The organism is Paenibacillus sp. W2I17 (assembly GCF_030815985.1).
GTDB lineage: Bacteria > Bacillota > Bacilli > Paenibacillales > Paenibacillaceae > Paenibacillus.
In genome coordinates this window covers 720,218-744,849 of sequence record NZ_JAUSXM010000001.1, presented here as the reverse complement: position 1 = coordinate 744,849, position 24,632 = coordinate 720,218, and the positions used below count along the sequence as shown (strand labels likewise).

13 protein-coding genes and 2 pseudogenes are annotated in these 24,632 nt (G+C 46.9%); 9 read left to right on the top strand and 6 right to left on the bottom strand.

From position 1 onward, the window contains the following. The first annotated feature begins 8 nt into the window (after positions 1–8). From QF041_RS03380 to QF041_RS03345, 8 genes and pseudogenes are all read left to right on the top strand, one after another. Positions 9–3,083 (top strand): alpha-mannosidase, encoded by a 3,075-nt coding sequence (locus QF041_RS03380; protein WP_307411873.1) that lies wholly within the window; start codon positions 9–11, stop codon positions 3,081–3,083. Positions 3,084–3,136: 53 nt separating this feature from the next. Continuing rightward, entirely contained in the window at positions 3,137–4,051 is a 915-nt protein-coding gene (locus tag QF041_RS03375; RefSeq protein ID WP_240661880.1) for an ABC transporter permease, read from the top strand. A 12-nt stretch (positions 4,052–4,063) separates the two neighbouring features. Then, complete coding sequence (locus QF041_RS03370) at positions 4,064–4,960, top strand: carbohydrate ABC transporter permease (RefSeq protein WP_307411869.1); 897 nt, start codon at positions 4,064–4,066, stop codon at positions 4,958–4,960. Positions 4,961–5,041: 81 nt separating this feature from the next. After that, positions 5,042–6,697 (top strand): extracellular solute-binding protein, encoded by a 1,656-nt coding sequence (locus QF041_RS03365; protein WP_307411866.1) that lies wholly within the window; start codon positions 5,042–5,044, stop codon positions 6,695–6,697. A 44-nt stretch (positions 6,698–6,741) separates the two neighbouring features. Next, positions 6,742–8,799: a glutaminase family protein gene (locus tag QF041_RS03360; protein ID WP_307411864.1), complete on the top strand. Its 2,058-nt coding sequence runs from the start codon at positions 6,742–6,744 to the stop codon at positions 8,797–8,799. Continuing rightward, entirely contained in the window at positions 8,771–12,052 is a 3,282-nt protein-coding gene (locus QF041_RS03355) for a glycosyl hydrolase (RefSeq protein ID WP_307411861.1), read from the top strand. Before QF041_RS03360 ends, QF041_RS03355 begins: the two co-directional genes overlap by 29 nt. Positions 12,053–12,080: 28 nt before the next feature. Further along, a complete protein-coding gene (locus tag QF041_RS03350; RefSeq protein WP_307411857.1) occupies positions 12,081–14,117 on the top strand; it encodes a GxGYxYP domain-containing protein in 2,037 nt (678 codons plus the stop codon). Between the two features lie 213 nt (positions 14,118–14,330). After that, positions 14,331–14,642: pseudogene (locus QF041_RS03345) on the top strand (class I SAM-dependent methyltransferase); the annotation flags it as partial. 160 nt (positions 14,643–14,802) lie between these two features. Here the strand turns inward: QF041_RS03345 and QF041_RS03340 are convergent. Beyond that, positions 14,803–15,660: an alpha/beta hydrolase gene (locus QF041_RS03340; protein ID WP_307411854.1), complete on the bottom strand. Its 858-nt coding sequence runs from the start codon at positions 15,658–15,660 to the stop codon at positions 14,803–14,805. Between the two features lie 170 nt (positions 15,661–15,830). Next, the gene (locus QF041_RS03335; protein ID WP_307411851.1) at positions 15,831–16,724 is read right to left on the bottom strand and encodes an MBL fold metallo-hydrolase; all 894 of its coding nucleotides are present in this window, start codon (positions 16,722–16,724) and stop codon (positions 15,831–15,833) included. A gap of 258 nt (positions 16,725–16,982) precedes the next feature. On the opposite strand from QF041_RS03335, the gene QF041_RS03330 reads away from it, so the two are divergent. Beyond that, positions 16,983–17,528: a helix-turn-helix domain-containing protein gene (locus QF041_RS03330; RefSeq protein ID WP_307411849.1), complete on the top strand. Its 546-nt coding sequence runs from the start codon at positions 16,983–16,985 to the stop codon at positions 17,526–17,528. Between the two features lie 1,033 nt (positions 17,529–18,561). On the opposite strand, the gene QF041_RS03325 is transcribed toward QF041_RS03330, so the two are convergent. The 4 genes and pseudogenes from QF041_RS03325 to QF041_RS03310 form a co-directional block, all read right to left on the bottom strand. Then, positions 18,562–18,960, bottom strand: coding sequence for an RDD family protein (locus QF041_RS03325; RefSeq protein ID WP_083677446.1), 399 nt, complete (start codon positions 18,958–18,960; stop codon positions 18,562–18,564). An 885-nt stretch (positions 18,961–19,845) separates the two neighbouring features. Continuing rightward, positions 19,846–20,808 (bottom strand): ABC transporter substrate-binding protein, encoded by a 963-nt coding sequence (locus QF041_RS03320; protein ID WP_307411846.1) that lies wholly within the window; start codon positions 20,806–20,808, stop codon positions 19,846–19,848. Positions 20,809–20,891: 83 nt separating this feature from the next. Further along, positions 20,892–22,641: pseudogene (locus QF041_RS03315) on the bottom strand (ABC transporter ATP-binding protein). Then, positions 22,638–24,437 (bottom strand): ABC transporter ATP-binding protein, encoded by a 1,800-nt coding sequence (locus QF041_RS03310; RefSeq protein WP_307411843.1) that lies wholly within the window; start codon positions 24,435–24,437, stop codon positions 22,638–22,640. The pseudogene QF041_RS03315 and the gene QF041_RS03310 overlap by 4 nt, the downstream one beginning before the upstream one ends. Between the last annotated feature and the right edge of the window lie 195 nt (positions 24,438–24,632).

The window sequence follows — 24,632 nt, the reverse complement described above, 5'->3', positions numbered from 1 at the left end:
AAACAATTATGCCATATGAACCGATTAGACTCGGACATTTGAATCAAATGCTGTCCAAACTCCGTGAAGCCATATATGAGCCCATTGCCAAGTTGAATGTGACGGCATGGGTTACCCCGGAGCCTGTTCCATTCGAGGAAAGAATGTCAGGTCAGCAAATCACTCTTTCACAGGGCGAGCGTTGGGGGAAGTTATGGGATTGTGCCTGGTTTTGTTTTACAGGGAGCATTCCACCGTCCGGTAGTGACGCCAAGGCTGTTCTTCTGCTGGACGTGAACGGCGAACTCTGTCTGGTGGACCACGAAGGAACGCCTGTACAGGGATTGACAACGATTAATTCAGAGTTTGAATTCACACTGGGTCTCCCTGGGAAAAGAGTTGTTGAACTGGACCATTCGTCGATAACGGTGACGGACGGAGCATTCGAACTGTGGGCTGACGCCGGCAATAACGACTTATTTGGAAAATACCAGGGCGGTACGGTAAAAGAAGCGATTTTGGCACATTGTCGTGAAGATATACGAAGGTTGTATTACGACACCGAAGTGCTTCTGGAGACGGCAGAACACCTTCCTGTCAACATGGCGCGCAGAGAAAGGATTCTTCAATCCCTGTATGACGCTTCCATAGTATTGACGGAATTAACGCCTGACCGCATACATCGCGCCAAGCTATTATTGAACGAACAATTATCACGTCGTGGCGGCGATCCTGTGCTGAACATAAGTGCGGTTGGGCATGCTCATATTGATTTGGCCTGGTTATGGCCGATCCGTGAGACGATCCGAAAGGGCGCAAGAACATTCTCCACGGTGCTTCGCATGATGGAGCGTTATCCCGATTATGTATTCGGAGCGAGTCAGCCTCAGCTATACGATTGGATGAAGCAGCACTATCCCAAGCTGTATGACCAGATCAATGAACGGGTGCAGGAAGGCAGATGGGAACCGCAAGGGGCCATGTGGGTGGAATCGGATACCAATGTGCCGGGTGGCGAATCTCTTGTACGCCAGATTCTGTACGGCAAACGTTATTTCCAACAGGAATTTGGAATGGAGATGAAGTCGCTGTGGATGCCAGATGTATTTGGCTACTCCGCAAGCTTGCCGCAGTTGTTGAAGAAATCCGGTGTAGATTACATGATGACCCAGAAGCTCTCCTGGAGTGAGTACAACCGCCATCCTCACCATTCCTTTCTGTGGGAAGGGATCGACGGTTCCTCGGTGTTAACACATATGCCACCTGAGGATACGTACAACAGTCCGGCCGCCCCACGTTCCATTGCCAAAGCAGAGCGGGAGTATCTGGACAAAAATGTTTCCAGCCACGCATTGATGCTCTTCGGCATTGGAGACGGCGGCGGCGGGCCGGGAGAAGAGCATTTGGAACGGTTGGAGCGGGAGAAGAACCTGCTCGGTCTGGCGCCTGTTGTGCAGGAACCTTCCTGGAAATTTTTTGAACGATTGAATGAAGAAAGAGAGCGATTCCAGACCTGGCGTGGGGAGTTGTATCTCGAAAAGCACCAAGGAACCCTGACCAGTCAGGCACGGAGCAAGTGGTATAACCGCAAGATGGAGAAAGCTCTGCGCGAGCTGGAATTTGCTGCTGTACTGGCTGCCCGCATGGGCAAGTCTTATCCGGCCGAAGCATTGGAGACGATCTGGAAGGAAGTGCTTCTGTACCAGTTTCATGATATCCTCCCCGGATCTTCGATTAAGCGAGTATATGATGAGTCGTTAATACGGTATGAAGCATTGCTCCAGCAGACGGAAGGCATGATCACCGAAACCTACAGCTATATTACAGATTATATCTCTTCCCAAGAGGAAAGCTCCAATTCAACTGTGGTATTCAACTCACTACCGTGGGAACGTCAGGAGTGGCTGCACCTCCACGGACGATGGCATAAGGTGCAGGTTCCATCCATGGGCTACACCGTGGTATCTGATCATGAAGATCAGGAGGTCATGGGGGAGATCGCAACTGGTATTGAAACGGATGTTGCTGCGCTGGAAACAGATTTCCGTGACACAGCCAAGGAGTACAGTATGGAGAATGACATTCTCATCGTGAAATTTGACCCCAATGGCGGCATTACCTCGATCCTGGATAAACTGGAGTCCCGTGAAATCATCCTGCAAGGACAGCGGGGGAACGATCTTCGTGTATATCATGACGAAGGCGATGCCTGGGATTTCCGCCATGATTATTCAGCGCAAGTAGGGATGCCATTAATTCTGAATGATATCCATGAGTTTCGGGATGGTCCAAGAGTTGGGTTGGTTTTTGATTACAGCTACGGCGAGTCGTCTCTAACCCAAACCGTTATTTTAACTGAGGGCAGTCGGCGTATTGATTTTGAAACGGTCGTGGATTGGCAGGAATACGGTAAAATGTTACGCACTTCGTTCCCGGTGCAGATTCGTACCGATCAGGTTCACTGTGAAATCCAGTTTGGCAGCCTGAGCAGGCCGACTCACCGCAATACGATGTGGGACTTTGCCAAGGATGAGATTTGCGCTCACCAATGGGTGGATATATCAGAACCGGATTACGGAGTCGCCTTACTCAACGATTGCAAATACGGACATCGAGCCATTAACAATGTACTTGACCTTCATTTGCTGCGCAGCAGTTCCTACCCAGATCCGGTGGCGGATCGTGCAGAGCACCAATTCACCTATTCGTTATATCCGCATCAGGGGAACCATGTTCAGGCTGAAATTTATCGAAGAGGCAATGAGCTCAATATTCCGCTGCGCCTGAGTTCCTTGTCTGCACCTTCAATGGATGTAGAAGAGGAAAAGCTACCTTACACGAAAGCATTCCTGCAGCCGGATCATCCGCACATCATGGTGGAGTCAATCAAAAAAGCCGAGGACAGCAATGACATTATCGTCCGTCTGTATGAGACCTCGGGAACCCGGGTCAAAACGAAACTGTCAATCGGTTGGAATGCTGAAGAAGTCTGGGAAGTGGATCTCATGGAGAATAACATTTCATCGCTGGAGCTTCAGGATCAAGCCGACGTAGTTTTGTCCTTTACACCATTCGAGATCATCTCACTGCGATTGAAAGGTTAGGTTAGCAAGAATAACGGTTTCAACCTTCCGCAAGGGAAAGGAGCGTTGGGAATGTGATTAAGAACAGTGTGTTAATGAAGCGAATCTGGAAGCATAAGCTCTTTTACTTGTTCATGTTACCTGGCATCATCTGGTTCTTCCTATTCTCTTATGTTCCCTTATATGGAATTCAGGTTGCCTTCAGGGACTATACCTTCGTTGGCGGTTTTACCGGAAGTCCCTGGGCAGGCTTCAAGTATTTTCAACAGTTCTTTAACTATTATCAATCCGGTGATATCATCCGCAACACGGTGATTATCAGTCTTATGAAGCTGTTAATCGGCTTTCCGATGCCAATCATTCTTGCCATTCTTTTAAACGAAATACGCATGATCAGGTTCAAGAAAACCGTTCAGACACTTTCCTATTTACCCTACTTTGTATCCTGGATTGTGGTTGTCACCCTGATGCAGAGATTGCTCACGCCATACGGCGGGCCAGTTAATGATTTGCTGGGGTCGTTCGGAACTGATCCAATCCAATTCCTGAACAATCCCACCTGGTTCTATCAGATGATTGTTGGATCGGATATTTGGAAGAACATCGGCTGGAACTCCATCATATTCATGGCTGCGATTGCCGGAATTGACCAGCAGCAATATGAAGCTGCCAAGATCGATGGTGCAGGGCGTTTCCAACAGATGTGGCATGTGACCCTGCCGGGTATCCGTAATGTCGCCATTATATTATTTATTCTCGCCGTGGGTAACTTGATGAGCGCGGGTTATGAGCAGCTGCTTCTCCTGAATGGACCTGCGACTGCTGGCATGGGCAGTGTACTCGACGTGCACGCCATTAACTCGGGTATCCGCGAAGGGCGTCTGAGTTACGCGGCAGCTGTGGGGCTGTTCCAGAGTGTAATTGGGCTGATTTTGGTGCTAACGGTCAACCGGATTGCCCGCAAAGTCAGTGATGTATCCCTGTTCTAAGGAGGTGATGTGATGACACGCAAATGGTCCTTATTTTCAGTTATAAACTATACCATTCTCGCTTTGGTCGGATTCTCCATGATCTACCCGTTTATTTACATCCTGGCGTACTCGCTGAATGACGGCAAAGATTCCATGCAGGGCGCGATCTATTTCCTTCCACGAAAATTTACACTGGAGAACTATGCCCAGGTATTTGATAACGCACGCATCTGGAAGGCGTACCAGATCACCATCATGCGAACCGTGCTGGGTACGTTCCTTCATGTGATTCTGGGTACACTGATGGCTTACGCGCTCTCGAAGAAATCATTGCCGGGCCGTTCATTTTTCACCTTTTACATCTTTTTGCCTACGATTTTCAGTGCCGGATTCATCCCGTTCTTCATTACGCTTCAGAAGCTGCATCTGATCAATACCTTCTGGGTGTACGTCTTACCGCTGTTATTCAACTTCATGCATATCATCATTATCCGGACCTTTCTGCAAGGAATTCCGGAAGAGCTGGAAGAATCAGCCCACATTGACGGGTATGGGGATTTTCAAATCTTCATTCGCATTATTCTGCCTCTCTCGGGACCCGTACTGGCAACCATCTCCCTCTTCATTGGGGTCGCCCACTGGAATGACTGGTTCTCGGGTGCCTACTATGTATCCAACAAGGATCTGATTCCGGTGCAAACCCTCTTGCAGGAGATGCTGACCGAAGCGGAGTCGCTGTCCAATTCGATGCAGCGCGCAGCACAACAGGGCGGGCAGACGATTGGCGGTTCAGGCGGAGCGGGTGCGACACCCGAATCCCTGCGTATGGCTTTGCTCGTCATTACGGTCTTCCCGATCCTGTGTATCTACCCGTTCCTGCAACGATATTTCGTAAAAGGAGTGATGATCGGTTCGGTGAAAGGTTAGGTGATCCTGACCCGGAATTTGCTGAGTTTTTACCAGGCTTGACCCAGATCATTCATCATCATATTTCAGGAGGCGATTGGTTTGAACCGAATTTGGTCGAAAGGCGTATCCGTATTACTCGTGTCCATCTTGGTTGGAGGATCGTTGAGCGGATGCACGGATTCATCAGGAAACGGGAATAACGGAGAAGCAGCTGATGGTTCATACGAGCTCAAAATATTGCACAACTGGAACGGTTCGGGTGGTTCGGATAACGGAATAACGCCTGTGGAAGAAGTCATCAAGGAGAAGACTGGCGTCACGCTGGATTGGGAGTATACCAAAGGCAGTGAGACCGAGAAGGTAAACCAGATATTTGCCACGCAGGATCTGCCGGATATCTATACCGGACCCGCATGGGGTGGTGAGCTGGATGGCATTATCAAGGCGGCCAAAGAAGGGCAGCTCGTCGATATTTCCGACAAATTGGGGGACTATCCTAACCTCGCGAAATCCATTGCTAAAGAAAATGTACCCCCAGCGCTCTATGAAAAAGCGATTAATGCCTATGACGGCAAAAAATATCTACTCCTGCAAAACCAGCCTGCCCAGAATGAAGATGGCATGGATTGGCTGTACGGCTTCTATGTTCGCAAGGATATCGCGGATAAGGTGGGTATAGACCCTCAATCGGTCGTGACAAAGGAGGAATTCTATAACTTCCTCAAAGCAATCAAGGATGCCAATCTGCAAGAGAACGGGCAGCCGGTCTTTCCACTGGGTGGCTTCAGCAACGGCTGGTCCGTCGGCATCGGCAATACCATGTTCAATTCGGGTGGCAGTTATGTTGACAAAGGTGACGGAACGGTAGAGCATAACTTTTTCACCAAAGGTTATGAAGAATACACCCTGTTCTATCGGAAACTGGTTGAAGAAGGGTTAATGGACCCGGAAGCATTCACCCAGACTGACCCGATCGCCAAGGAGAAAATCAATCAGGGCCGCATCGCCATTCTGGCCGCACACTATCCGGCCATTCTGGATGCCTCCAAAGAATATATTACTTCACACCCTGGAAGCGATTACATCCCGATCGGCCCTTTGGAGCGTGCAGATGTTGAACCGAATCGCCCTGCGGATCTGGGCATTCAGGGCAACAACGTAACAGCGATCACCAAAAACTGCAAGGGCGCATGTGTAGATGCGGCGCTGAAGTTCCTCGATTACATGGCTTCCGATGAAGGATTTATGCTGGCAAGATACGGAGTGCAGGGCGTTCATTGGGATATGAAGGAGGGTAAACCTGTTGCCAATAAGGAGTGGTTCGATAAATTTACGGCAGATCAATCGGGTAAAGTTCGCAAGAACGAAGGCATTTCCATTGGTCTGGAATCCATCACGGGGCCTGATCAAATCAATTCGGTCGCAGGCGGAGATATCTGGGCCGATCAGAAACGGCTTGATGCCATGGAACAAGCCAGAAAAATTCTGCGTCCTAATGGCATTCATGTCATTACAGCCTATAACCCGGGCGATGTGATTACCAAAGCACCGGAATGGGAGATGCTGAAGCCTTCCATGGACCGGATGGGTGATGCCTGGAAGGAAGCAATCTTTGCAAAGTCGGATGAAGCGGCGTTGGGCATTATCAACGAGCTTCGCGAGCAGCTTCGAAAGACCGGATATGATCAAGCCATGCAGTTTACGAACGAAAACTTGAAAGGGAAAGACGTAGTTACCGTTCAGATGCCGAACTGATCACCTCCATATTCTTACTTTTAATTTGAAGGAGTTGCATTCATATGACGACTGAGTTCAGACCGCCTTCCGTACCTCTGGTTACTGTGGACCCTTATTTTAGCGTATGGTCGGCCGCGGACCATCTGTATGAAGATCATACCCGGCATTGGACGAACAAAACGAATGGCATGGTGGGCTTGGCGGTGATCGATGGAAAGCTTCGACGATTTATGGGGAAAGTGGGATCGGAGGAGCGTACAGCTGTCCAGGAACCTGAAGTGCTGGTGCAGACCAACCTGACTGTCCAGCCCGTAACGACTCGATATACGTTTCAAGGGGAAGGAATTGAACTTCATGTTCAGTTCAATACACCTTTATTGCTGGATGATCTGGACCTGTTATCCAGGCCGGTGACGTATTTGACTTTTCAGGCCAAATCCATCGATGGGGCATCCCATCAAGTCAAAATATATTTTGATGTGACAGGTGAATGGTGTGTAAACACATCCGACCAACACATTACATGGGAACGCCATGTGATTGAGGGGCAATGGAATGTCATGTCCATGGGCACTGTGGATCAGCCCGTATTACAGCTTGCCGGTGATGATACACGAATCGATTGGGGATATATGGTTCTGGCTGTTCCCCAATCTTCCGATATCCAGACGGCCATTCATTCAGTAACAGGCCGTGAGCAGTATGCACGCACTGGACAATTGCCGATCGAAGATGATCATCCTCAGCCGCGAGCTGTATCGGACAACATGCCGGTTATGGCCGCCGAGATCGATCTGGGGGCTGTCCGGGACGAACCGATATCCGAATATCTAATGCTTGCGTATGACGATATCCATGCGATTGAATATTTTCAACAACCGCTGCCTGCGTATTGGAAGCGAAGTGGATTAACATTTCATGAAATGCTGTTGATGGCAGCTCAACAATACGAAGAGATTCAGCAGCGCTGTGATCGTTTTAACCTGGAGCTCCTGGAAGAGAGCCAGGACGCAGGCGGGGATAAATATCGGGATATGGTGGCCCTGACGTACAGACAGGCGATTGCGGCGCATAAGCTGGCTGCCGATGACGAGGGAAATGTTTTATTTTTCTCCAAAGAGAATTTCAGCAACGGATGTATCGCTACGGTGGATGTCAGTTACCCTTCGATCCCATTATTCCTGAGATACAACCCTGAACTGATCAAGGGCATGATGCGTCCAATTTACAAGTATGCGATGAGCCCGGATTGGACGTTTGATTTTGCTCCTCATGATGTAGGAACCTACCCTAGGGCCAACGGTCAGGTGTATGGAGAGAATAAGCTGGAATACCAGATGCCGATTGAGGAATGCGGCAATATGCTGCTGATGGCTGCGGCGGTCAGCAAATATGAGGGAGATATCGAATTTGCTCGGCAGCATTGGGAACCTCTTACGCGATGGGCAGATTATTTGCTGCACAATGGACTCGATCCTGTAAACCAGCTGTGCACGGATGACTTCGCCGGGCATCTGGCGCACAATACCAATTTATCGATTAAGGCCATATTGGGCATTGCTGCTTATTCCTATATGTGTGACAGGCTCGGAATGAAGGAAGGGGCGACATACCTTGAGGGAGCTCGAAAAATGGCACAGGAGTGGGTGGCCATGGCAGATGCCGGGGATCACTATAAGCTGACGTTTGACAGTCCGACCGAGTCATGGAGCATGAAGTACAATCTTGTGTGGGACCATCTGCTCGACCTGCACCTGTTCCCCAAAGACGTTGCTGCTGCAGAAATCGAATATTACATGAACAAACAAAACCGCTATGGTCTGCCCTTGGATAGTCGTGAAACGTATACCAAATCCGATTGGCTGGTCTGGTGTGCCTCTATGAGTGCAACGAAAGCGCAGTTTGAATCGTTCATTTCACCGCTGTGGGATTTCATGAACGAAACCTCATCTCGTGTTCCCGTAACGGATTGGTATGATACGATCACCGCAAAGCAAATGAACTTTCAGAATCGTTCTGTGGTTGGCGGGTTCTTTATTCAATTACTCATGCAGCAGTCTGCAGACGAATGGGTGAAGGCAGGTGGTGAATATGAAGGCAGGCGCAGAGGAAGTCTGTGATCATTTACAGCAGCTCAAGCAGCAATTTGCGAATCCGGATGCAACGTATCGTCCGCAGCCTTTCTGGTTTCTGAATCATGCGCTGGAGAAGACCGAACTGGAGAGTCAGATTCAATCCATGTATGAAGCGGGTGTCGGCGGTGTGGTTCTGCATGCCCGGCACGGAATGCTAATCCCATATCTCTCGCCGGAATTTATGGATGTGCTGGAGTTTTGCACAGCAGAATGCAAGAAACGGAATATGGTCGTCTGGCTGTACGATGAGGAGAATTGGCCGAGCGGAACCTTGGGCGGCAGACTGACACGGGAACAACCGGAATATCGCATGCGTTATTTGAGAATAGAGGAAAAGCGATATGTGCGAGATGCGCCGCAGGAAAGCTTGAAGCTGGATTTTGCCTCCCATGATCACAATGAGCTGATTGCCATCCTGGCCTATCGCGCGGTTAACCGCGATGGAGAGTGGTTGCTTCATGATGAACCGGAAAATATCACGTATTGTTGGGGAGAGGAGTGGAGTCCGGGTCACGCCCATGATTCTTATATTGTTCTCGCTTGCTGGTCATGTGAGATTGCCGAGGGAATCACCTTCGCTAAAGGGTATTACCTGGATACATTGAACCCGAAAGCGGTTCAGTCTTTCATTCAGATGTCTTATGAACCGTTTCTTGCATTAAAGCCATATTATGGCTCAACCATCCAAGGGGTATTTACAGACGAGCCGGGGCTTATGATTCATGATGGTTTCTTCGGCGTGGAGGCAATCCGAACCGCAGTTCATGATGTGGAGGCTACTTTGCCTGGGCTCGTCTTCGCTTGGACTGAGGGGATGGTCGAACGATATCAGCAAGAGAACGGGTATGATCTAATCCCGCGGTTAGGTGCATTGTTGTATCGAGTGGCAGACGGCAGCCGATCCACAAGGCAGCAATATTATGATACGATCACCCGTTGGTATGTGGAGGGATATCATGCCGGGATTCGTTCATGGTGTGAACAATCCGGTCTGCTCTATATCGGTCATACGCTGGAGGAGCCTGTCTGGGGGCAGGCTCGATCTCAAGGCAATCAGACCCGGGTATTGCAGCAATTCCACTATGCAGGCGTGGATTATCTCACTCCCGGCATCGGGTCAAAGGCGAATCCGCATCGCATTGTGTCCGTCAAGACGGCGGCTTCTGTCGCGCAGCTGAACAGGAAGGAACGAGTGATCTGTGAAGCCTTTGGTGCAAGTGGTCACGGTTATTCCATGCGCCAGCGGCGACTTGATGCCAATTTTATGGCCTTTTTGGGAGTTAATCTGTTTATTCCGCATGCATTCTATTATTCGTTTGCCGGGTATCGGAAGACCGACTTTCCACCGACTGAATTCAAACATGCACCCCATTGGCTGCATTATCGTGCTTTTGCCGATTATATAGGGCGATTGAGTTTGCTTGGAGCAAAAGGAAAACGAACGCCGGAAGTTCTGCTGTTATCGCCTATCCATACGGTATATGAAACCATGTTCACATCAGGCGAAGCGGATATGCATCCTTCATCAGATGTGCTGTTCTCGCTTTTGTCAGATCGCTTGCTGCGATCATCTATCGACTACGACTATGTGGATGAATGCCAGCTTCGCGAAGCGCTCCTTGTTGAAGGAGAGGGTTTGCAATTTGATGGCCATGGATATTCGATCCTCGTTATGCCGGAAATAGAGGTGATGTCAAGGGATGTTGCAGCCAGGCTTGTATCCTTTGTTAACCAGGGCGGCACGTTAATTGCGATAGGTACGATTCCGCAGCATAGTGAATCTTTGCGGCATGATCCGGTGTTGTTGAAGGATATCCAGCAGCTGTTTGGTTCCGATCCGCCGCACGGAAAATTACGTGCTGTTGGCAAGGGGCACAGCCTCTTTTATTCCATGGATGACGCTGTTCATCAAGGCGGTCAGAGTCAGCGTCTGGATCAACTCGAAGCGTTTTGTATTCAATTAGGGGAGTTGATTAGAGAACCACCGGTAATACGATGGGATTGGATTGAAGGTCAGTCTGACGATTTGATTAGCGTCGAACGCAGAATTGGAAATCTGGTGTATGTATGGCTGATGAATTGGTCAGAGCACTCCGTGACCATTAGGCTCATTTGCGATGAAAAGAAAGGTCACTTGGAAGAGTGGGAGTTGGAGAGTGGAAGAGTATGCAGCATTGACGCTGAATCGTTCCTTTCGTTCGTACCCGGAGAGCTGCGTGTGCTGTCGGTAAGCCCTCAAGAGAGCTCCTCTTTTCCGCAAGAACGTACGGATCATGCGGAGCATACAGAGCAAGCGTGCCTGGGAGATAAATCTTTTTCCACGAATGTGGTAGAGGTCATTCTGGATGAGCAGTGGCGGTTCAGGACCGCAGGCCCCAACGTTCTTCTGCTAGATCAATGGCATGTCACATTGAATGACCGACATTCCAGGATGAACGCGACCATGCCCGGGCAAGTAAATACGTATCGCACGACGTTTGGCATGGCGCCAAAATTGATTGAACGGCTTCAATCCCGGCGTGGTACGGATCGTTCCGGTAAGGCGGGAGAAGAATCATGGGGCAGGATGGAATTGATTCTGGATGATGTAGATCAGAACATTCCATCCCATATCGGATTTTTGCAGCGTAGGCGTAATCTGGAAATATTCGTCAATGGGGTACGTCAGGAAGCGTTAAGACGCTCTTCGTGGCAGGATGGTGATTATGACAGTGTAGATCTCACTCCACATTTGTTGGCTGGCGAGAATGAGCTGGAAATTCTGACGGTTTCGTTATTGGAGCCGATGCCTGCTATTTCATTCCCAGCATTTCTGATTGGTCCGTTCGCGATAGAAAACCATACGACGTTAAATACCGATGTGGAACAATGGGGTGGATGTTGGAATACTGCTGGCTATCCTTATTATTCAGGTACGGGTGTCTACTCGCAGCAGGTGGATCTGTCTAACGTAAACTTATCTGCAAATGAGGAGCTATGGCTGGTAGCCGATGATATAAGGGAGACAGCAAGCCTATATGTAAATGATATTGAAGTAGGTATTCGTTTATGGCCGCCTTACCAATGGAACATAACGCCATATATTCAAGAAGGATTGAATGAAATGAACTTACATGCCGCAAATACACTGGAGAATTTGTATGGAAAGTCAGCGCTGACATCAGGAATTAATGGACAGGTGAGGTTAATCCGACGAACGCGAAGAACATCACAGACGCAACATCACAACAAATCATAAAAAAACATTAAAAGGAGATATGAACTTTATGATTCGTAAATTAACCGTTTTGTGTGTTGCCCTGGTCTGTACAACCGTGTTATCGGCTAGTGCATTTGCTGCCACAGATGAGTTGAAACATACAAACTCTTTGAAGTGGCCTCAAAATCAAGCGCTTCCAACTTTCAATAAAGTCGAACGTTTGGATGTGGCGAATGTATATGAGGAATCTGGCGATATCAAATTGCTTTTGACGACGCTTGAAGGGGTTATCAATCGGGAAAAACCACGAATTTACATTCAACAGAATAAAGTGGACCCTTGGCTGCAGGACTTGAACGTCCCTTATAAGCAGCATGACAACGTATTGGATGTTCTCAAGAAATATGCGAAAGAGATCAAAGGCATTATCGTATATGATCCGCAGCTGCCGGACTCCATTAACGTGGCAACGACACTTGCCGGACTCAAAAATGCTGTTGTTGCCAGTCCTGAACTGGCTCAACAATTGACTGCTGCACCGTATAACCTGTCGGTAATCGAAGACCTGCAGGGCAAGTTCAAGAATCGTATGGATGCATACAACTGGCAGTATGAGCATCTCTGGAGCCAGACCACTCAACGAATGTTGGTCGGATTGAGTCCAGACACCTCCATCCCGATTCCGTCCGGAAATTTTGATTCATTCCAAACGGTTGGAGTCGAGAAGGAACAGGTTCGTGATGCAAGCAACAGGAAGACCTATGACTATGACTTGTCATCCTATTTGGGAAAAGAAGCGGTCTACCTCCGCTTTAATGATGCCTTTCCTCAGGATGGCTGGGGACCTGCCGTTCATCAAGTGACGGTGAAAGCAGATGGACAGATTATTGCGGATTTCAAAACGGGTTCTTCTGAGGAAGAAGCGTTTCTCTATGACCGACATAACTCCAAATTTTTGCCTGGAAGCGATCACCGCTTCGCAGATAATGGAAACTACTTTGTATACGAATTTAAGCCTGCAGCGGACATAAAGCAACTAACCGTATCGATCGAGATGTGGAACCAATACAAGGTATCTGCGAGCAATGTTCAACCACTCTCGTCTGAAGAAAAGGAACCTTATGGCTATCTCCGCGATTATGCCGTAGCGAACAAAGCCATGGTGTTCTGGTTGTCTACCAGTGTGCCAGAGGAAAAGGCGCTGTTCGAGAAGATCCTGTCTGATGTAAAGCCAGGGACACCTTATCTGGGTTGGTTCGACAATGATTTTGAAGGCGAAGTTGCTGGCATAGAACTCACATCTCGTCATGGTGTCTATGTTGTTCCTTCCGACTGGTTCCATAACATGACCGTATTTTCAGGAACAAACGTAAAACAACAGCCTGCTCCCAAACCGGTAAAATCCAATCTAGAGAACAAAATCTATGTAACCTATACCTTTGGCGAAGGTGACAACATGCAATACGATCAGAATCATATGCGCAACCTGTGGGCTGATCCCGCTCGGGGTAAAGTGCCTATCAACTGGACTTCTAGTCCGTTGCTCTATGATGCAGCTCCTGCCATCCTAAACTATTACCGTTCAACCGCGACACCAAATGATCAGCTTGTTGCAGGCCCATCCGGAGTGGGTTACTTCAATCCAAATGTCTGGCCAACAGGCACATTCCCGGAGTATCTGAAACAAACCTTCTCTTATCTGAAGAAAACTAACATGTCGTACCCTTTTGTACTCAATCGTGAACTTGGAAAAGACGTTCCGCTGAGTGATTCGATTGCAGCTGCGTACGAGAAGAACTATAAACTTCCAGGCCTGTTCCTCGCAGGCGAGGACAAAGCCAATGTTCAAATCATGATTGGCAGCTTTCCGGTTTCCATTCTGCGAGGCATCTCAACGGTGCAGGATGGTAAAGATATTTTGAATCGTACCAAGACCGAATGGGATGGCAAATCTCCAACGTTTATTTCGGTTGGGATTAATGCATGGAGCATGACCCCATCGGATGTGCTGGCGATTACGGAATCTCTTGGAGCCGAGTTCCAGGTGGTTAAGGCGGACGAATATTTCTCGCTGATCCGAAAAGCGTACGGCTTGTCCAAGTAAGATGTCAAAGTGAGCTTAAGGACCTTTGGGCCGTCTTCAAAGCAATCGGAGGCTCGAATCTCGCAAAGCGATTTATAGATATTCAAATATCATTCGGCCAATAAAAGACCTGCCGGATCCTTGCGGATCAGGCGGGTCTTTAGCTTGTTAATACGTTTATTATGGTAGAGTTAATGAATGGATTATTTTGGATGACAACACGGAGGGATCTTTATGAAGCAAAATAAATACGATGAAGCCGAATTTTTCGGAAATTACAGTCAGATGGCCCGATCGACACAGGGATTGGAGGCTGCTGGCGAGTGGCATGAATTGCAAACGATGCTGCAGGTTTTGAAGGGCAAGAGCGTACTGGACCTCGGGTGCGGCTTTGGCTGGCACTGCTGATATGCACGTGAGCAAGGTGCACGTTCTGTAATTGGCGTGGATTTGTCCGAGAATATGTTGCAGCGTGCACGCGAGATGACGGATGACCCTCATATCGAGTACCAGCGTATGGCGATTGAGGATATTGATTTTGCATCCTGACAATTTGATGTGGTGATCAGCTCACCATAGTATGATTCATGGTGAATTTTCCTCCTTTAATGAATATAGAATGATTGTCGTTTTTGTTCGCTTAATAAAGAACCCGCAGTAATAAGCTGCGTGTGCGAGATTGTATTAAAATCCGCTAATCGCGTCGTTATTGACCCGCTGGTGTGTAATTCTCGTCTAGAAATGATTGAACAGCTTGGAACGCTTGAACTCTATTTTTTTCGAGCAGTACCATATGAGTACCTTCTCCGATTTCCACCCAACGGCGATAAGCAGCTCCAGTTAAGGAAGTAAAGAAGTTTTGTGCCAAATCTAATGGTACATCGATATCCCACTCCGCATGAATGAGGAGTACAGGTACGGTGATATCTTTAGGTTCATAGAAGGCTTTGCCAACCGTCCAATATTCACGTATGTCTAGAATCGGTCCGTTGGTAGCGCGGATATGCTCAGGGTGTACGGTCTTGTTATTAGGATCGGAGGCCAGCGTTGCTTCAACCCATTTTTCAAACCAACCCTCAGGGAGCAAGTTGTCACGTTTTCCTTCAGGAGCAGCACTTAACCAGCGTTCTTTAGTAGTAGCTGCGGGCACAAGGCGATGAGAGCCAAGCGGGCCGCCTGTATCAATAGGGATTGGTTTGTTGCTCAGCCACTGAGGAGCAATAAGGGTTAACTTGTTCACTTTGTTATTATTACGGCTTGTATATGCCCCAGCCACCGTACCGCCCCAAGACATCCCAAGTACATTGACCTTCGATAGATTTCGATGCTTTAGGACGAAGTCTACGGCCGAGCCAAAGTCACGAACTCCGGTTTCTGTACGGACAAGCGGAGGATTCTGATCAGCAGGTTGCTCCATTTCTGGCGGTCTTGTGGATCCACCATAGCCACGAACATCTACTGCATAGACGTCATAACCGTGACTTGCGAGGTAATCAAGGAAGGTGAAACCGTCTAGCTCAACATCATATAGGCTGCCAATTGGATAAGTAGCACCGTGGACCATGACGATCGTTTTCTCATTAGAGAAGACATTCATAGATGTAGGACGTTTATTAAGGACCGATAGCTCAATACCAGGCGTATCGCTAGCTATGTTAAAGTTCTCAGATACGATGGAGATAGATTTGTTGAATGTGTTGTTAGACATTATATTTTTCACCTCTCTTCAATGTATTAGATAAAGCGCCAGTTGAAGCCGTCTTCGCTTCGGGTGACGTATCCCGCTGAACTCTCTGGGAAGTGCGTACTGAAATAGATAATTGGACGATCGGCAACATATTCCAAAGCCCAGCGGCGTGAGATTCGGGCCTGATCGCCAAATTCACAGTACATAGAATTCCAATCCGGTCGCATAACTTGGAATGGGTGATGCATGATATCGGCGCCGAACAAAGCTTCTTCACCACCCGATGAAAGACGAATAGACATTTGTCCGATACTGTGACCTGGAGTCGGAATGAATGTAAATATATCTAGAAACTTTCCGCCTTCTGGTCCGATAGTTTCCGTCAAGCCTGCCTCAACGATAGGAAGTACACTCTCTTCATAAACATTGAAATTTGCTTCATTTTCTTTGTTATGGCTCGCTTCGCTGGAGTAATACTCTTGTTCTTTAATAGGGAATACGTACTTGGCATTGGGGAATGTAGGTACCCATATGCCGTCAACTAGCCTCGTATTCCAACCGACGTGATCCACATGCAAATGAGTTAGTAATACGTAATCGACTTCTTCAGGAGTAACGCCTGCCTCTTGAAGTCGCTCGAGATAAGGTAGCTGCAGATTGGCAAGATCGGGATTTAGTGGCAGGTTTTTATCGTTACCTGAAGCTGTATCAATAAGAATCGTATGATGGGGTGTCTTCACGACCCAGGTGCCAATACTCACGATGAGTTGCGAATTTTCGTCAAGCAAGCCCTCAGGGAAGAATTGTTGATTCTCTTCTAATACAGAGGGATCCCACGTACCTGGGAAATAAATTTCTGGTGGAACACCACTGATTACCATTTCGGTGACTCGGGTAACAGTAGTATCGCCTACGGTGTAAATCTTAGGTAGCTTAGTCATATAGCTCATCGCCCTCCTTGAAAATTTCGCTGGAAATGAAATTCTATATTTAAAAAGAATTATGTGTACATGTCCCGGGAACGTATTTGCACATCAGCCTTGTTAAAATATTAATCCAATAATCTTCTTAAATCAACGTTTTTACACCGAAATTGAACGACCGTAAGAAAGCTTGCTATTGCTAGATATTTTAATTATTATCAAATTATAAATTTCGCTGAGAGCGAAAAAAATTTAAATGTAAAGGAGACATGAGAGATGAATTCTATAGGCGAGGTCATTAGAAATACCCGCAAAAAGCAAAAATTAACTCTTAAAGAAGTGGCAAAAGCAGGATCTATCTCAGTATCTTTTCTCAGCGAAATTGAACGGAACAAAGCGAATCCGTCGATAAGTGTCCTAAAAAGGATTGCCAATGCGTTAAACGTGAATTTTACTGATCTATTTGGAGAGAAAGAACAAAGCATCGTTGTGAGAAAAAACGAACGTAAACCGTTGTTACATTCTGAAGGCTCACGTATTACATGGTATTCCCTTAGCGAGGGAAGTAAAAATAAGATGGGACCAATCTGGGGGGTGCTTGAAGAAGGTGCGACTTCTGGTGATGTTGGCGTAGGACACAGCGAAGGAGAGGAGTTTCTGTATGTCCATTCTGGTTGCCTGGAGTTCATGCTTGGGAATGATAGATATACGTTAGAAGAGGGAGATAGTATATATTTCGATGCCAAGACACCGCATAGCTATAAGAATGTATATAAAGGTGAGACCTTGGTGATTGCCGTGTCGACGCCTCCAACTTTTTAAGTCCAAACCGAATTATACCTTCATATAAAGTGAGCTTATGATTTGAAATAAGTAGTATTAAAAATGACTTGTTTCTTCTTTTCGCAACTCACTTTGACCACTTGAAATTATAGCTCGAAGAAGAGATTGGGATGCGTACTTGTGGCTGAAGCTGGAGATTTCGGATTCCGAGAAGGCGCTGTTGCACAAGTCGGCCGAGAAGCTGAAGGGCCTTATTCAATCGATTGAAGTCTAGTACGAAGAACAGCCAAGGAGGCATGCGCCTTCCTTGGCGTTTTATTTCGTTCGAAACCCTTAGCGAGCCGTCCAAGAGCCGTCGACCGTGATCATTGTCGCATCAAGTCGGGGTTACTTATGGGACAGCCTCTTGATGGAAACCACCACAAATTAAGACGATGGCTACGACTGAGCTTTTCGATTGCCAGACCTGTCAACAAACAATCTCATGCAAGCTCTGTAAGAAACAATGTCTCAAACTTCACTTTTCCTTGCCTTTCCACCCAGGTATCGAAATCCGTAAGATCGGGGAAAGCCTTGCGTACAACAGAAATATCGACCTCGTGGCCTTCTTCGTTTAACCATTGAAACACGCCGGCCAAGATTTCATTATGCTGGCGCAACGCGTCCAACGGAACTTGAACGTAAGGAATAGTTCGGTTAGTTATGCGGCCTATGGCCTCGACAATCTGAATGGAGTGAAAGGGAGTTATGATCTTGGACTGGTTTGGCCATTGGACCGAATAATAAATGAAAACAGACACTATAGAAGTGGTTTTTTAGAGGAGTATTATATGCCATTTGAAAATCTAGTTTTCTGCTGAGAGTGGTATTGGTGATTTGTTTGCGTTTCCAGTAGCCCAAGATGGAATTTGCAGAGATGACGTGTTTGTATGGAATCATGAAAAGTTTTATAATCGCATGAACATGTCATAGACATATGTACAAAATACGAGTTTTGTGAAACAGTTGTAATGATTTAAAAGCTGCACAGTGATTTTTACCCCTGTACAGCCAATTCTTTATAATCTTCGAGTTAATCCCAAACTACTTCTGTTCCTGCTACGAAGTCATGAATCGCACGTCGATCCTCACGCATACCGACCATAAAAGCACTCACAATAACTCCGATACCCAAAGTTAATACGTACACAAGTCCAGCTACAACAACTCGCATCAGCATCGTACCAATTTTTGGCGGTTCGTGTGTATCGTATTGGCGGATTCGAATTCCACATATGCGTTTTCCTATGGTTCGACCATACCAGTAAACTGGCAATAAAATTGAGTATAACGCACTAAGTAGTTTGGCAATCGGCTCATCCGTATCAAAGTTACCCGTCAGCACACCTGCAATAATCACTAACGGAATTGAAATAATAAGACTATCCAATACACCTGCTCCTAATCTAATCCAAAAACCTGCTTTATACAAAATGCTTTCCTCCAAACTACAATTTTAAACTAAACGGCTAATTTACTTCATGAACTCCCTTCATTAAAATATCTAACTTTATGTAAACAACTCAAATAGTATAACAGAGAATTTTACCTTTTTACGATAAAACTCCTATTTCATTTTACTTGCATCCTTTGTGAATTTTGTAACAAGCTATCGAATTAACTTAACCGCTGTTCATGTTTACTACTTACTATTACATAATCCTTTTTAATATATTTAGCTTCTGAGTCTCCAATGAAAACACCATAATAATTATGTTAACCAAAAAAGCTACTCAACATTTGTTAAGTAGCCTTCTGTTCGTTCTGCATCTGCCCTCTTCGCCAAATCTTATTCTCCAAGATGCCATATACTACACCAGCAATGGCAAAGATCCATATCGATGTCATTTGGTTCAGATGGTATCCATTCACGAAATATGGATTGTACATGAGATCAAAAACCCACAGCCCGCCCCATCCAAACCCGATCATATAGATGAAATTTTTCACCATAGGAAAGCATACATATTTCCGCAGCAGCCATGAGATCGGGCTAAGAATAACAACATAAAAAGCGACAAAATATATATCAAGCCCCCTAGATTACGTAAACCGTAATACTCTGTCGTTGTAATATGGTATCCTTCAATCCTTTCAAGAACGATGAGTCTGTAAAGAAGATCCCGATAAATATAACTTCTAATACCATGTACCGTTGAACCGCGTTCACGAACATCAGATCACCCCAATGTCTAAACGCAGCCAGAACCGCTCAAGTTACATGATTTCGAACAAATTACACAATTACACATAGGCGTTATTAGGTTCTGTTAATTGTTAAATTTAATCTATCGTTTCAATTGCCCTAATCCAACGACTACTTCTGGCCTTCCAGGATCATCGTGCCCAAACGGTCCATAAGCTCCATTCTCCCCATCGCTGTGTACGAATAATTGTAATTATCGACATTAGAGATTTTATAGATCTTTTCATTCTTCACTGCATTCATGTTATTCCACACCTTGCTGTCTACCATCTTATTCTCGCTATTCTCCATCAATAGCAGACGATCCGGATTAACGGTAACTAGTGCCTCCAGTGCGATCTCTTTGCCTCCCCAGCCCTCTGGATCAGGGATACCATCTGTGCGCTTCAGGCCCCATTCACTGTATAACATCTCAGCTGCACCTTTATTGGAATAGATGACCAGGTTGTTGGGATATGTCTCAATTACGGCAAAGGATTCACCATGTACAGCCGCCTCAAGCTTTTGTTTCCACTCTGCAGATTTCGCATCATACTTGGCCAGATATTCATCTTTCTTGCTTTCTTCTCCAAACGTATCTGCCAAGAATGTCAGGCGTTCTCTCCAATCATAGTAAGAGTAAGGCAATGCAATTGTAGGTGCAATTTTTGATAAAGTTTCATATTGATCCGTGTTAAAATCCTTTCCCAGAATAATCAGATCCGGATTAGCACCCGCTATAGCTTCAATACTGAACGGGAAACCATACCAGCCCAGATTAACGGTATCTGCACTCAGCTGATCCTTAATGGTTGGTGTGATTTCCTCCGGGTTACCGTAATCCGCGCTCATCGTGGCCACAGGTGTTTTCCCAATGATCAGTAGCTCTTCTGTAGAGCCGGATAGATCAACAATGCGCTCTGGATTCAAAGGGATCGTAATCTCTTCTCCATTCGGGTTAGTAATCATTTTGGTCGTCGCTTGTGTGGTTGCCTCTGAGGAGCTCGCCACTTCATTGGTCGTCTGGGTCGTTCCACAGGCCGCCAACGTGAGCATACAGCATAGTGCAATCCATAAAGGAATTCGTTTAAACATCGTTGTCATTCTCCTTTTATGTCAGTTCATTAGCCACATTAGGCTTATTTGCTTCAGTTACTTTATCTATCTCATCGAACTCATTATCCGTTCACTTTTACCTGCCAGCCTTCTGCATCCTGTTGTAATTGCCACAACCGAGCGTAGATGCCTGAGTGATCTAATAAATGCGCATGAGTTCCTTGCTCTACGAGCTGACCTTTGTCCAATACAATAATCTGATCGGCATTTTGAATGGTCTTTAATCGGTGTGCAATCAAAATAACAGTCTTGTCCGCGACTAGCTCATTAATCGCTTGCTGCACCGCGGCTTCGTTCTCCGGATCAAGTGAAGCGGTGGCTTCGTCGAGCAAAACGATCGATGCATTTTTCAACAAAGCACGTGCAATGGAGATACGTTGCTTCTCCCCACCAGATAACGTCGATCCACCCTCGCCAACGAGCGTATCGTACCCTTGAGGTAAACTGGAGATAAACTCATGACAACAAGCTCTGCGTGCTGCCTCCTCAATCTCGAATTGCGAAGCGTCTTTCTCTTCCTACACGAATGTTGTTACCGATCGTATCCTGGAACAGATACACGTCCTGGAAGACCACAGAGATATCCTGCAACAGCTTCTCCGGGTCCATCTTATCAACGGGTTTGCCACCAAGGCGAATGGTGCCTTGCTGTACATCCCAGAAGCGGGCAATGAGACGTGTGACTGTACTCTTACCACTACCGGATGGGCCAACCAAGGCAGTAATGGTATGCGGCTCAATCGTAAAGGACAAGTCTTTCAACACCGGCTGTTGATCATCATATCCAAAGGTCACCTGGTCAAATGAAATCGCCTGATTGGGCTGTACATCTCCCGTTCCTGCCATCGGGGCTTCCTGCTGCACATCCATAATGCGTCTAGCACTATACGCAGAATACCGCATCTCCCCATAACTCATCAGTACAACCGTTAACGGTTCAAATACCTTTGTACCTACCAGCAAAAATAACAGAAATACCGGTAAGGACAACTCACCGCCTGCAAGCAAATAACTGCCTACCAGAATCATCCACGTCATCCCTGATCTTGCGAGCAACATCGCCCCCATGATCATCGGTCCCATGATACCTTCCAACCGAATAGAAGCGGATTTCAATTCGTCAAAAGAACGACGCAGCCGTTCAAAACGTTTGCCCCCCATATTGTGGGCCTTAATCTCACGAATACCGCTCAGGTACTCCTGCAGCCGACTGGCGGCTTCATTTTTGGCTCGAACATGGTTCTCACTCAGTCGTGCCTGAATGGAATCCGTAAGCCATAACAGCGCCACACCTAAGGGAACCGCAATAAACATGGCTACGGCCATTCTCCAATCCACCAACAGAAGTCCGACAAAAGCAAGCACCGGAAGCACAATCGCGCTGATCAGCTGTGACAGATTGTGAGAGATCGTATGCTCGACCTGACCATAATCACTCAGGATCAGGTTCGTCAGATCCCCAGGATCACGTTTTCCGAAAAATCCTAACGACAGATGGCGAATATGTTCCGCCAGCTTCAACCTTCCTGAAGCCGCGAGGCTATATGCTGCCCGATAGGTCTTATCATAGAGTGAAGCGTAAGCCGCATACTCCACCAGAAGCCAGGCAAACAGGATGCAGCATACAATCCACATTCGGTTGATATCCAGTCCTTTGTCTGGATCAGCGAAAGATTTATAGATCGTATTGAATATATCCACAAGCAGCGCCGCAGGAACAATCTTTGCAATCCCGTCCAGAATCGCTGCAATTACCGAAGGAAGCAAACTACGCGGGTTACCGCCAGATATATTGTATAAATAATTCTTCATCGTACTGCACCTCCAAGCTTCCAGGAAGCCGCACTGATATGGGCTTGCCACATGTGCTCATATACTCCGCCTGATGCACGCAATTGATCATGTGTCCCACGCTCGGCAATCGTTCCCTTGCGGATCACGAGTATTTGCTCGGCTGCACGAATCGTTGTTAGACGATGAGCAATAATCAGTACTGTTTTGCCTTGAACCAATTGGGCCAGACCTTGCTGGATCTTGTGCTCATTCTCTGCATCCGCGTAGGCCGTCGCTTCATCCAGGACCAGAATGGGAGCATTTTTGAGCAATGCTCGTGCAATTGCTATTCTTTGTGCTTCACCGCCAGATAGATACGTACCGCCTTCTCCGATTCTGGTGTCATAACCGGCATCCAATTTCTCAATGAATTCATGACAGCAAGCAGTTTGAGCCGCAGCTATAACGTCCTGTCGTGAAGCTGATGTGTTGCCCATCCGAATATTTTCTTCAATCGTATCGTAGAACAGATGTACATCCTGAAATACAAAGGACACGGTATCCATCAGTTTCTCCGTACCCATCTCCTGAATCGGAATTCCACCAATCGTAATCTCACCTTCCTGCACATCCCAGAAACGAAGCAATAGGTTTGCAATGGTTGACTTCCCTCCGCCAGAGGGTCCGACAAGTGCAGTCATCTCGCCTGCTTTGGCTACAAAATCAATCTGATCAAGTACAGGTTTATATGCTTCGCTCTCCTTACGTTCATAAGCAAAAGATACCTGCCGAAAAGCAACCTCATATGTATCCGGAACTTTAGGCAACTCAGGTTCTTGTACAACCGGCTCGGCAAATACCGATTCAATCCGTTTCTGTCCTTCCACAATCTCTCGCATCCCACTACCCAGATACATTAACTTCAATAACGGCGCAGATAGACTCGGGGTAATGATCAGAAACAGAATAAACGTGATCGCAAACGACTGATTGCCTGCATTTCCACTCGACAGCAGAATACCCACCGGAACGATGAAGGTAAACAACGAGATCATGATCACAAAAAACAGCCCGTAAGATGTTTTACACAGATCTGTTATTCTCAACGAAATATCCCGATAACGCGTCACCGCCTGTTTAAACGTCAGAAACGAATCGGCTGTTATCCCAAATACTTTCACCGCTGGCATACCTCTCACGTATTCAACACCCGTAGCATTCATCTCTTCGATGGCAAGTTGAAAATCACGATAAGCCTGACGGCCTTTTTCGCTGCGGAAGAGGCGACTTTGGAGCCAAAACCCGATTCCAATCGGAACCAACAGCGCCAGCGCCATCCGATAATCGAGCCAGAACAAGTAACCCAGCAGCATTAACGGAATAACGATCGCACTCACCAGATCCGGCAACTGATGGGCGATAAATTTCTCAATTTTCTCCACACTGACTTCGATGATCTTCTTCAGCTCACCGGTTGCCGTCCGAGTATGATAGCCCATGGGTACTTTGGCAACATGCTCCGCAAGTCTCACTCTGAGCTGGTACAAAATGTTGAACGCAGCGATGTGTGAGCACATCCCTCCGATATAGAGCGCAACAAGCCCTGCAATCAGGGCTACGAATGCGACGATCCCCCAATAGATCAACAGATCTTTGTCCATGGCAGAGGGCTGGCCCGCATGTGTTAGCAGTTCCTCGACGATCTTATACACTCCGACAAAAGGAACAATCTGCAACAGACTCGACAGGGTCGAGAAGATACTTGCTGTAATCAGCAGACCTTTGCGCTCCTTCGTTACTTGCATTAGTCCGGACACTTCCGATGTGTTGTTCATCTCACCCCTCCTGATATTAATAATCATTCTCAATATAGCGCAGTGCTATATACGCACATTAATATCTCATAAAGCCCTGAATGATCACTACCTCTTCACGGAGCAATAATACCTCATCACGGATTATTGTTGTCTCACAGCATCTTATAAGCCCTATTGGATATATGACCTCGTTGCGTAACTTGAGAATGACTG